The 12,508-nt window shown below is 38.6% G+C and carries 9 protein-coding genes; 7 read left to right on the top strand and 2 right to left on the bottom strand.

Features of this window, described 5'->3' with window-relative positions; genetic code table 11:
• The first annotated feature begins 37 nt into the window (after positions 1-37).
• The 5 genes from ACLJX0_RS10275 (at position 38) to ACLJX0_RS10255 (ending at position 5,702) form a co-directional block, all read left to right on the top strand.
• On the top strand, positions 38-916 hold the full coding sequence (locus ACLJX0_RS10275) for a helix-turn-helix domain-containing protein (protein WP_410880198.1): 879 nt from the start codon (positions 38-40) through the stop codon (positions 914-916).
• An 84-nt stretch (positions 917-1,000) separates the two neighbouring features.
• A complete protein-coding gene (locus ACLJX0_RS10270; protein WP_410880196.1) occupies positions 1,001-2,320 on the top strand; it encodes a TolC family protein in 1,320 nt (439 codons plus the stop codon).
• 16 nt (positions 2,321-2,336) lie between these two features.
• Positions 2,337-3,455 (top strand): HlyD family secretion protein, encoded by a 1,119-nt coding sequence (locus ACLJX0_RS10265; RefSeq protein ID WP_410880194.1) that lies wholly within the window; start codon positions 2,337-2,339, stop codon positions 3,453-3,455.
• Between the two features lie 17 nt (positions 3,456-3,472).
• Positions 3,473-5,047, top strand: a complete 1,575-nt coding sequence (locus ACLJX0_RS10260; protein ID WP_410880193.1) for an MFS transporter — start codon at positions 3,473-3,475, stop codon at positions 5,045-5,047.
• Positions 5,048-5,342: 295 nt separating this feature from the next.
• A complete protein-coding gene (locus tag ACLJX0_RS10255) occupies positions 5,343-5,702 on the top strand; it encodes a four helix bundle protein (RefSeq protein WP_410880191.1) in 360 nt (119 codons plus the stop codon).
• Between the two features lie 111 nt (positions 5,703-5,813).
• Here the strand turns inward: ACLJX0_RS10255 and ACLJX0_RS10250 are convergent, their stop codons facing one another.
• Both ACLJX0_RS10250 and ACLJX0_RS10245 read right to left on the bottom strand, forming a co-directional pair.
• Complete coding sequence (locus tag ACLJX0_RS10250; protein ID WP_410880189.1) at positions 5,814-6,578, bottom strand: sulfite exporter TauE/SafE family protein; 765 nt, start codon at positions 6,576-6,578, stop codon at positions 5,814-5,816.
• A gap of 50 nt (positions 6,579-6,628) precedes the next feature.
• Entirely contained in the window at positions 6,629-7,165 is a 537-nt protein-coding gene (locus ACLJX0_RS10245) for an AAA family ATPase (protein WP_410880187.1), read from the bottom strand.
• Positions 7,166-7,765: 600 nt separating this feature from the next.
• Between ACLJX0_RS10245 and ACLJX0_RS10240 the strand changes: the two genes are divergently transcribed.
• Both ACLJX0_RS10240 and ACLJX0_RS10235 read left to right on the top strand, forming a co-directional pair.
• Positions 7,766-8,098 (top strand): DUF6660 family protein, encoded by a 333-nt coding sequence (locus tag ACLJX0_RS10240; RefSeq protein WP_410880185.1) that lies wholly within the window; start codon positions 7,766-7,768, stop codon positions 8,096-8,098.
• A gap of 67 nt (positions 8,099-8,165) precedes the next feature.
• Positions 8,166-12,503 (top strand): CusA/CzcA family heavy metal efflux RND transporter, encoded by a 4,338-nt coding sequence (locus ACLJX0_RS10235; RefSeq protein WP_410880183.1) that lies wholly within the window; start codon positions 8,166-8,168, stop codon positions 12,501-12,503.
• Positions 12,504-12,508 lie beyond the last annotated feature (5 nt).

The raw sequence follows: 12,508 nt of genomic DNA, 5'->3' as shown, positions 1-12,508 counted from the left end.
AGCATTTCGTACTTTGTCCCCACATAAGATTGAATATATGGCAGAACCTTTTGAACCTTCTACTCAAGACCCTCAAAATTACGAAGCACTTCGCATTTACAACGAAGATACCATTTTTGAAACAGCAACTTCGGGCAGACCCTATCGACCGAAGCGTTCCTCTATTTTGTTTGTGTTACAGGGCCGTATTCGCATGAAGGAGCAAATTAATGAAATTGAAATAGTCGGTTGTTCTTTTCTGTTGATTAATACCAAGTTTGTTTATGAAATCTTGGAAATTGAACCTCATACCGTATTGCGTTTGTTGGGATACGATCGAGCTTTCGTAGAAAATAGTACCTTTCAGCTAAACAAAGTAAAAGTGTATAAGGACTTAAAGAATCAGTTGAAGCGTATCTTTACTATTTCACCTTCAGAATTTGCCATCTGTTGGGAGAATATCAAACTGTTGGACTATTATACCCAACAGGTTCAATCTACCACCTATGCAGAGCAAATTATTCAGAGCTATTTCAATATTTTACTGTATCATTTGGTCGGCATTGTGGCTCCTTTGCATGAAGAGCAATTGTCTCAATTGAATCGATCACAAAAACTAACCTATAACTTCGTTAATTTAGTATCTGACCATTATTTAGAAGCTAAGAATGTACAGTTTTACGCCGATGCATTGTCCATTTCTATTCGTTATTTAAGTGCTGTCGTTAAGAAAGTAGCGCAACGCACACCCAATCAAATTATCAATGAGTTTATTGTCAATGAGGCCAAAACACAGCTAAGTAATCCCTCTTTATCCCTTAAAGAAATTGCAATGAAACTTCATTTTAGCGATCAATATGCTTTTACGCACTTCTTTAAAAAACATCTAGGAGTGAGTCCAACGCAATATAGAGCGTCAATGAATAGGAAAAAATAGTACTTTTGAACATCTTATTGGTCATTTCGAGCATTGTGAGTTTTTGCGGTCAACCTTAACTTTGTTGCCACAAACAAAGAAAGAATGAAAAGAAAATTGCGCACAATCCTTGGTGGTTTAGGTGCTTTATTGTTTTCATCTATAGGAGGTTATGCGCAAGAAAAAACGCAACAGCTATCCGTAGAAGAACTCATTGAATTAGCGTTAGCCAATCACCAACAACTCAAAATAAGTGCCCAACAAAAAGAAATTGCAACCCAACAAACTCAAATTCTAAAACAGCAACAATTACCGTCTATAGGAGTATCCGCAACCGCTGCTTACCTAGGAGATGTAGATATCTACGATCGTGATTTCTCCAAAGTGATGACAAAGGATATGCCCCATTTTGGTAATTCCTATGCCATTCAAGCGTCCGAATTACTCTACAAAGGAGGCGCCATTCGAAAGTCGATTGAATTAGCAGAAATTGGTCAACAATTGGCCGAATTAGATTGGGTAAATGATCAACAAAGTATTAAATTTTTAGTAATTTCTAACTATTTAGATTTATATAAATTGTTGAATCAACAAGAAGTGTATCAAAACAATAAAGAATTGGGTCAGTTGCGCTTGGACAATGTGAAACAATTCTACAGCCAAGGTATGTTAACGCGTAATGAGGTCATTCGAGGAGAATTAGCGCTTCAGAATATTGATCAAGCTTTGTTGGTGGTCAAAAACAATAGTACCATTGTCAATTATAACTTAACGATTGCATTGGGTTTACCCAGCAATCTTCAGATTATTCCTTCAGAAGCTATTGCTCAAAAAGAGTTACTTGGTTTATATGATAGTTACCTAGCCTTAGCCTATGAGCATCATCCTGCCTTGCAAAAAACGCAAAAAGCCATAGAGGCTGCAGAGAAGAAAATTGACTTAGCAAAATCAGATCAATACCCCGCTTTGGTAGCGATGGGGGGATATACTATGAGTCGTCCGATTACCACAACTACCCCCGTATTAGATATGTATTCCAATGCGTGGCAAGTAGGGGTATCCTTGAGTTATAGCTTAGACAATCTCTACAAGACACCCAAGAAAATTAAGTTAGAACAGCTAGAGAAAACTAAAGCTATGGATACACAAGTCTTAGCTAGGCAACAAGTAGAAATGAGTGTCCACGCCGCTTATGCGAAATATGACGAATCCATTCAACAAGCACATCTCTTAGAAAAAAGCCAACAACTGGCCCAGGAAAATTACCGCATTATAGAAGCGAAGTACTTAAATCAATTGGCTATCCAGGCCGAGATGACTGATGCAACTAATGCCAAATTGGAAGCAGAATTACAGTATGCTAATGCGCAAATCAATGTACTTTATCAATATTATAGTTTATTAAAAGCAACGGGAACGTTGTAAAATGGCTCGTATAAACATGGAACAAAAAGACAATACAACTCCAACAGAACAAACACAAGAAAAAAAGGCAGCTCCTATAACAATTAACCACAAGCAAGAAGTGAAGAAAAAGAGAAAAATTATTTTCCTCAATACCTTGACCTTTGTGGTAGTAGCTTTTGCCTTTTATTGGTTGTTGACGAAATATTTTCACATTGGAGATAAAGATTATACTGAATCCGCTCAAGTAGAAGAATACATTAATCCAATCAATACGCGTGTTTCGGCCTATATCAAGGAAATTAAGTTTATAGAACATCAGCAGGTGAAAGCTGGAGATACGTTAGTGGTATTGGACGATCGGGAGATTCGCACCCAAATTGAACAAGCCGAGGCGGCCTACTTAAGTGCATTGGCGGCCAAAGAGGTGACCTTGTCTAGTATGCAAACGGCAAGTAATAATATTGGAGTTTTTGATTCGAATATACAAGGTGCTCAAGCGCGTTTGTGGAATGCCGAACAGAATCAAAAGCGCTTTCAGAATTTATTACAAGTGGAAGCCGTAACCCAGCAACAGTTTGATCAGGTCAATACCGAATACCAAGCCGCTAAATCGGCCTATGATGCATTAAAAAAACAACAGACAACAACGCGTTTATCCGTTTCGGAAATTCAGACGCGTTTGGCGTTAAACGAAGCAGATATTAAACGCACCAAAGCCATGTTGGACATGGCAGAACTCAATGGTTCTTACACGATTATTCGAGCGCCTTATGATGGTACGATGGGTAGAAGACTCATTAACCCTGGGCAATTGCTCAATCCTAGTCAACAAATTACAACCATTGTTCGCGATAATGAAAAATGGGTAACGGCAAACTTTTTGGAGTCTCAAATGCCGGATGTACAGGTAGGAACGGTACTAACCATGACGGCAGATGCTGTAAAAGGACAGCAGTTTGAAGGTGTGGTAACAGCTATTTCGGCTGCAACGGGAAATCGCTATTCGAGTATGCCTACGGATAATTCAACAGGGAACTTTGTCAAAGTGCAACAGCGTATTCCCGTACGCATTGAATTTACAGCCGATAACCCACAAGAAGCTATTCATCGCCTAAAAGCAGGAATGAATATGAATGTACAACTGAAAAAATAAGGGTAGCATAACAAATTATGTATAATCAAGGTTTATTTCACTCTTGGGTTCCCAAGTCCGTCATGCTCTTGCTCATCGTGATAGTGGCACTGATTTTTTTTGGAGTAAGTGCCATCTATACACCCAATATTACCTATTTGGTAGGGAGTACAGGTGCCATGAGTGAATACTTTTTATGGGCCAACTATGCAAGCGTGGTGGGCATGGGAACGGTTATGCCTTTGATTGTTCGTATTAAAGCGCGTTTCAGGACTAAAGAAATTCTGGTAGGAAGTTTGATAGGAGTGGCTTTGTTGTTTGTGGTCATGGGAACCACCCACCAGCCTCAAGTCATTATTGGCGCCTCTTTTTTAATTGGTGTCTTTAAGATGCTAGGAATGATGGAGGTCGTTTTACCCCTCATGTTTATTCTCTCTAAAGACGGAAACCGCGGGCGTTTCTACAGTGTTTTCTATACGGCAGTACTCATCGTAACACAAGTGTCTGCTTATTACATCACCAAAATATCGTACTATGCTAATTGGCAATTTGGCTATTTAGTCTATGCTTCTATTTGCCTAGTGGCTGCAATGATTTGTATTGTCTTTCAACACAATCAACGTTTTATGCGCAAAGTGCCGCTCTACTATATTGATTGGTTGAGTGTGCTTTTCTACATTAGCTCCTTTATGATTTTAGGCTATATTTTAGCCTTTGGAAAACAACAAAACTGGTTTGAATCCAATCAAATTAAGTATGCCTCGTTGACGTTTCTCGGGTTGACCTTCGCCTTTTTCTTACGACAACAACTGCTCACTCGTCCTTTTTTGTCGCTAAAAGCATTTAATAAAAACAATGTACGCCACGGAATTGTGATGCTCTTGTTGTTGGGTATGTATCTCGCAACCACTAATCTGCAAAATACCTTTGCCATGGGAGTATTGGGATATAATGCTTTAACTAACGCTTCTCTGAATATTATGATGATTCCAGGTTTAGTTGTTGGAGCCGTTATTTCCTACCGATGGTTCAACCGTTTGGTTCCGATTCGCATGTTGACCTTTTTAGGATTTGCTTCTTTTATGCTCTACACGGTGATGATGTACTTTTTTATGGTACCTGAACTAAATTACTCCTTGTGGTTATTGCCTCAATTCTTTAAAGGGATGGGAATGAGTATCTTGTTTATTGTAATTTGGTACTATACCTTGGATAAGTTGGATATTCCGAGCTTATTAAGTCTCATTGGCTTTGTTTTGCTGTGGAGAACCTTTATTTCTCTAGGGATTTTTAGTGCTCTATTTACCTGGTTACAGTACAAATTACAGCTGCAAAGTTTGAGTAATTTGGCGGTCTATTTAGACGATGTGTGGTTGATTCAAGCTAATGGAGCCGTTAATTTTAGTAGTGTACAACTCAACGCTATCTTAGCCGCAAACAAAATTATCTTTGGGTTTTTGAATATCCTTGGCATCGGAGTATTACTCTATGCTTTATTTCACCATTATGGTCGAACGAAAGATGTATTGACGCGTATTCGATTATCTAAAATTGGACAGCTTTGGATCAGTAACAAAGACAAAGAAAAAATTGACGAAGAACTGGGGAGATAGTTTGGTTATTCGGCTTTTGTTATTTGGCTTTTGTTATTTGTTGTTCGGCTTTTGTTGTTTGGAGGTTGGTTAACTCCTCATTTGTAATGGAAAAACATCCTTTGATGAGAAACGATGAAACATTTTTTCGCAAGTTGAAAATTGAATAACTCAAACTTATGTTTTGCTTCTTTCCTTGATGTACGCATAAGGGAAAGAATTATATTTTACTTTTTTTTACTATTTAACAGTTAAAGTAATCGAATGGAATACGTTTTGCTTTAGGATAAGGTAATAATCTTAATATCCAACTTATATGTATATCTACTACTTTGAAAAATTAGATGTTTGGCAAAATGCTAGAAATGTAACAAAAGATATTTATTGGCTCACAAAAAGATTTCCTACGGAAGAAAAATTTGGTTTAGTTTCTCAATTAAGAAGAGCTATATCGAGTGTTACAGTAAATATTGCGGAAGGAATGTCAAGAAGAACAAGTAAGGATAGAAAACATATGTTAAACATTGCATTTTCGTCTGCTATTGAAGTAATTAATTTTTTAATACTTAGTTTGGATTTAGACTTCATATCAAACGAAGAGTACCTTGATCTACGAAACAAATTAGAGCTTATTACCAATCAACTTAAAAAATTAGGTGAAAATATAAAAGCTTAGTAGAAATTTTATTTTTTCAACTTTATGAATATCTTGTTTTGTAAAAAATTAATCTAATCAAAAATCAAACACCAAACCCCAAAAGCCAAACCCCAACCCCCTCAAAAAAAATTAACCAATTACCTCATAGCCAAACCTAAAAATAGCAATTAGCATAATAAACAAGAAGACATAGCGCACCCATTGTTGTCCTTTGAGGATGGCCATTTTTGCGCCGCAATAGCCTCCAAGGCCATTGCATACGGCCATAGGAAGCGCAACGGACCAGATAATCTGTCCTTTGAGCAAGAAGAGGCCAATACTTCCCAAATTAGTAAACAGATTAATTAATTTAGCATAGGCAGAGGCCTTATAGAAATCGAATCCAATCAGGAAGATAAACCCCATAATAAAGAAGGTTCCTGTGGCAGGGCCAATAAAACCATCGTAAAAACCAACGATTAGTGCAATTAATATCCCATAAATATAGCGTTTTTGCGTGGTGATTTCCGTGAGGTGTTTTTTGGTAAAGTCTTTCTTAAAGTAGGTAAATATCCATAGCGCAATGAGGATCACCAGAAGTAGCGGTTTCATGAAATCGTTGTTGACGATGGTTAAGGTATAAGAGCCGAGAAAGGCGCTACCAAAAGAAATACAGGCTAAAAATAGGAAATACGTCCATTGGATACGCGTTTGTTTCAGGTATTGAATGACGGCAATGGCTGTTCCTGAAAATGCTGGAATTTTGAGTGTTCCAATCACGGATGAAACAGGAATATTTGGCAGTAAGGCCAATCCTAATGGTGTTTGAATTAGTCCACCACCTCCGGCAATAGCATCAATAAAACCCGCACAAAAAGCGATAATGCACAGGTAAAAAATTAGATCTAGTTCCATAAAATAGTTAAAAAATACCCCTTGGGAATACAGGTGCAAAGGTAAATCATCTAGGGAAGTAAACGGAGATAATTTAGTATAAATTCTACACGTTTTTCAACCGTGGTGCAAGGGACTACCACAAGCTGATAGCCGAAGGACTCATAAGTGGTTCGCATGGTTTCATAGGTTCGTACTGCAAGTGCAAAATCTTGTTTTCTTTCTGTATCCTTTTGATAGATGGTTTGCCAAGGCGGAAAAATTAATACTGTTTTGGCATAAGGTGTGTGCTGGGCAATTTCATATTGCTTTGCACTGATACGTAAATGCTCTAAAGTAGCATAACCAACGCTGTCGAGTAATCCTCGATCAAAAAAGGTAAGTTGTTTGGACTGTTGTCGATAATCGATCAGTGAAGCATCAAACATATGCTCAAAGAACTGTTGCTTATCTTCCCAAGGCAATGCTGCTCCTTGGATTTTCATTTGCTGTTGAATAATAGCGCGTCCCACTTCAGGGACTACGGCATAACCAAGCTGGGCTAGGGCTTCTAAAACGGTAGATTTTCCACTACCAGGCCCACCTGTCAAAATATAGTATGGATACATAGGTACAGAATTAATGAATAATGTTTCGATTTCAGGTAAAAACCTTGTGTTGTGTTGAGCATGGGGAAAAGAGGGAGCGAAAATAAAAAAATAGTGTAAGACACACCGTGTAGAAATCTCCCAAAGAGGTAGTATGATCTATCAAAGATACGTTTTTTGATTGATAGAATGAGGGGGATGCGTAGAAATTAAGAGAGTAGGTAGATCAGAAGATAAATCTAGGATACAGTTTGTGCGGGAAATTAAAAAGTAACCTTTTCTTTCCCAAGAAAAGGTTACTTGAGGTTTGTTGTTTTTGCATGCGACATGCGGGCTACTTTTGGGTAATTGTTTATTGTTTGCGACTATCGTATTTTGTTTAATTCAAAATTCGTGCCAGTTTTTGGTGGATGTTTTTTGTTTTTGGGTGAGGATTTGTTGAGGGGTTGGGGTGAGTTTTTCTATTTAGATTGAATCCACAAAAAAGCAACTCGCAAAAAAGCAAAGAACAAAGAACAAAAGCCAAAGAACAAAAAAAATGCCCCTAAAAAAGCATGCAATCCCGTTGCAAATACAATTCCAACGTATGGAAATTCAAAAAGTCTTACTATTTTTGTCTAGATGAAAAGCTACAACTACATACTATCCTTCTTGTTAGCGATAACCATTGCGGTTATTTCGTTCTATCCTTGTGCGGATCGCTATGTAGCTCCTGTAGCAGCCGCAGATACAGTGACAACTGTTTTAGTGGAAACGCAACACGCCGATCACAAGACTGACGCTTGTTCGCCTTTTTGTGCGTGCGTATGTTGTGCGGTTTCTGTGAGTCTAAACCTACCGAATTATGCAGTACCTCAAGTAGTGCAACTACAAATTAAAGAAAAAACAATCCTTCCTTATCCCTTTGTGGAACCTGTAGTTTACAGTATCTGGCAGCCACCAAAGCTCGTGTAATTTTTTCGTTTTCTTGTCGTGTGTATTCTTAAACACACGCTTTTTTCACGTTTATAATTATACAAAGATGCTAGATAAAATCATTCAGTTTAGTATCCGAAACAAATTTATTGTTGGACTTTTCGTACTCGGACTCATCTCAGTAGGAAGTTATTCGCTCGTAAATTTGCCGATGGATACCCAACCTGATATTACCAATAATCAGGTACAAATTATTACAAGTTCTCCAACCTTAGCAACCCAAGAAGTAGAGCAATTTATAACCTATCCCATTGAACAGGCGGTAAAGCCTATTCCCAATATTACCGAATTGCGCTCGATTAGCCGTTTTGGCTTAAGCGTGGTTACCGTGGTGTTTACCGAAGATACCGATATCTATTGGGCTAGAAATCAGATTAATGAAAATCTAAAAGCCGCAGAAGAAGTTATCCCTAAAAATGTGGGTACTCCAGAATTAGCACCTGTTAGTACAGGGTTGGGGGAGATTTATCAATATGTCGTGTACGCCAAAGAAGGGTATGAGGATCAGTACAACAGTATGGATTTACGTACGATTCAAGATTGGATAATTAAACCTCAATTGATTGGTGTAAAGGGGGTTGCTGAAGTTAATACCTTGGGCGGACATTTGAAACAATATGAAGTATCTGTTCAACCCGATCGCCTAAAGAGTATGAATACGTCTATCATTGAGATTTTCGATGCTTTGGAACAAAATAATGAAAATACGGGAGGAGCGTATATCGACAAAAAACCCTATGCCTATTTTATTCGCAGTATCGGAATGGTACAATCCATGGAAGATATTGAGAAAATAGTCGTCAAAACGGTTAATGGAACCCCTATCTTGATCCGCGATGTAGCGGAAGTAAGAATAGGTAGTAGTATTCGCTATGGAGCAGTAACCAAGGACGGAAAAGGAGAAGATGTAAGTGGGATGGTGATGATGTTGAAGGATGCCAATACCCAAGAAGTGGTAAAATTGGTCAAAGAGAAAATCGCCCAAATTGAAAAAATACTACCCGAAGGTGTGGCGATGGAGTCCTTTATTGATCGAACCAAACTCATTGATAAAACTGTAAGTACCATACAAACCAATCTCATTGAAGGGGCTTTAATCGTGGTATTTGTTTTGGTTTTACTCTTGGGAAATTGGCGTGCAGGACTGATTGTTGCCTCCGTTATTCCCTTGTCTTTGCTTTTTGCCATTAGTATGATGAAACTCTTTGGTGTCAGTGGAAACCTCATGAGTTTAGGAGCTATCGATTTTGGATTAATTGTTGATGGCGCGGTTATTATTGTAGAGGCTATTGTCCATCGCCTGCATATCGGAAAGAATCGAAAGCTCACTCAACAGGAGATGAATGAGGAAGTGTATCACGCGGCCTCCAAAATTAGAACCAGTGCATCATTTGGTGAAATCATTATCTTGATTGTGTACTTGCCGATCCTCGCTTTAACGGGAATTGAAGGTAAAATGTTTGGCCCAATGGCTATGACGGTGTCCTTTGCTATTCTAGGGGCTTTTGTTCTTTCCCTGACGTATGTACCAATGGCGTCTTCTTTGTTTTTGAAGAAAGAGGCGGGTAAAACCAAACCTAATTTTAGTGATAAATTAATTGATAAACTATATAGTGGGTATAAACCCTTGTTGGAAAAAGCCTTTAAAATTAAACAATTCGTCTTGGTACTTGCGTTTGGTCTTTTTGCTTTAGCCTTAGTGGTGTTTAGCAAGATGGGAGGGGAGTTTATCCCAACCTTGGATGAAGGGGATTTAGCGACGCATATTATTATCTCTTCTGGTAGTTCGCTGTCGCAAGAAATTGAAACCACCACCAAAGCCGAAAAGATTTTGATGGATCAGTTTCCCGAGGTGAAAATGGTCATCTCTAAAATTGGGAGTGCGGAAATTCCAACGGATCCCATGCCCATGGAAGCCGCAGATATGATTATTGTCCTCAAAGATAAAAAGGAATGGACGTCAGCTCGTACCAAAGAAGAATTGATTGATTTGATGGAAGTTGCTTTAGAGGAAATTCCTGGGGTGACCACTGAATTTTCTCAACCCATTCAAATGCGTTTTAACGAGCTAATGACGGGGGTGCGAAGTGATGTGGCAATCAAAGTATTTGGAGAGGATTTGGATCGTTTGGCAAGTATTGGAGATGAGATTAACAGTATGATTGCCAATGTTCCTGGGGTATCAAGCCCAAAACTAGAACGCGTAACTGGGTTACCGCAAATCTCCATTAAATATGACAAAGATAAATTAGCCCTATATGGATTAAAAATTGCCGATATCAGTCAAATTATTCGCGCTGGATTTGCCGGAGAAACTACTGGTGTTGTATATGAAGGAGAGAAGCGATTTGATTTGGTCGTGCGTTTGGATCAGGCTTCTCGATCGGATATTGATAATTTAAAGAACTTTTTCGTTCCTTTAGCCGATGGACAACAAATTCCGTTGAGCCAATTGGCCGATGTAGATTATGAAGATGGTCCACAGCAAATTAGTCGTGAGGACGGAAGAAGACGCATTGTTTTAGGATTCAATGTAAAAGGACGCGATGTAAAGAGTGTTGTACACGATATACAAGAAAAATTAGAAGCTCAATTGAAATTACCTGATGGGTATTACCTCACCTATGGTGGACAGTTTGAAAACCTAGTAGAAGCAACCAATCGCTTAATGGTTGCAGTTCCCATTGCCTTAGCGTTAATTTTTGTCTTGCTGTATTTTACTTTCAAATCAGTCAAGCAATCCCTGATGATTTTTACAGCTATTCCGCTTTCAGCTATTGGAGGTGTAGCGGCCTTATGGATTCGAGATATGCCGTTTAGCATTTCAGCTGGAGTAGGGTTCATTGCTTTATTTGGAGTGGCTGTATTGAATGGTATTGTACTGATAGGTCAATTTAATCAACTAAAAGAACAAGGAATGGAGTTATATGAACGCATTATAGAAGGAACCAAAATACGCTTACGCCCCGTATTGTTAACAGCAGCTGTGGCTTCTTTAGGGTTTCTACCGATGGCCTTGAGTACAAGTGCGGGAGCTGAAGTCCAAAAACCGTTGGCAACGGTAGTAATTGGAGGATTGATTAGTGCCACTTTATTGACCCTAATCGTCTTGCCGATTATCTACTACTATGAAGAACGAGGATTCCGAAAAAAAGTTGGAGGTCAAGCGCTTAGTTTAACGTTACTCACTTTGCTAACTGTAGGTAACTTACAGGCACAAGAAGTGAAACGGCTCTCACTAGAGGAGGCGCTAGTCTTAGCCCGTGAAAATAATCAAAGCTTACAAGCCTCTCGAGCCAATGTCTTGAGTCAGGAACAGCTCGTAAAAACGGCTTATGATATTCCTAAAACGGAAGTTTCAATGGGGGTTGGTTACCTCAATGGGAGAGAACAGAAAGACGTGAATCTCAATGTTAGCCAGTCATTTAGCCCTTTTACCTATGGGAAAAAGAAGGCAATCTTACAACGAGAATATGAAAGTGCTGAAATTCAGCTTCAAGGGAAAACAATTGCCATTGAATTTGAGATTAAGCAAACATGGGAGAATATCCTATATGCACAATCAAAGAAAAAGCTGTTAGAACAACAGTTAACCTTGTTGAAAGCCTTTTCAAAATCGGCAAAATTGCGCTATGAAACGGGAGAGACAACCCTGATGGAAAGTAATGTAGCAAAGGCCAAAGAACAGGAAATAAGTGTAGTATTGACCCAGAATACGACATTTTTACAAAATGAAAAGTCGAAAGTAAAAACCTACCTCAATTTAGACACGGACTTTGAGCTGAGTGAACGTGAACTGGTTTATGATGAACATGATCCATGGGCGGATTTAAACTTAGATGAAAATAATAGCTTGCAATTAGCAGCCAAGGAAATAGAAAAGGTGACAGCAACCCGAAAAATGGAGAAATCACTACTCTTACCTGATGTAACCGTAGGATTTACAACCGAATCGGAAATGGGATTACGCGCTAATGGAACAAAGTACGGCAAAGAATTGCGTATGCCTAGTTATTCGGTTGGGGTGAGTATTCCACTGTTCTTTGGTAGTCAATCCAAGAAGATAAAAGCAATGAAGTACAGCATAGAACAAGCTGAATTGGAAAAAAGTTACTTACACAAACAGTTGAGTGAATCCGTTCAACAGCAGTTGGAAATTATTCGCGCCCAACAATCGGTGATTGATTATTACCAAGAAAGTGCCTTGTTGAATGCCTCCATTATTCAGGATCATGCGAATAAATCTTACAACAATGGGGATATTTCCTATGTAGAATACATTCAATCGATGGAAACGGCACTCAATATCCAAATTAATTATTTGGATGCCGTATTGCAATACAATTTGGGTCATAACGCCCTTCATTATTTAGTGAACCAATAATTTGA

Origin of the sequence: Myroides sp. DW712 (assembly GCF_046557355.1) — a bacterium.
GTDB lineage: Bacteria > Bacteroidota > Bacteroidia > Flavobacteriales > Flavobacteriaceae > Flavobacterium.
Note: the sequence above shows the minus strand (reverse complement) of the source record. Positions and strands in the feature narration are given on the sequence as shown.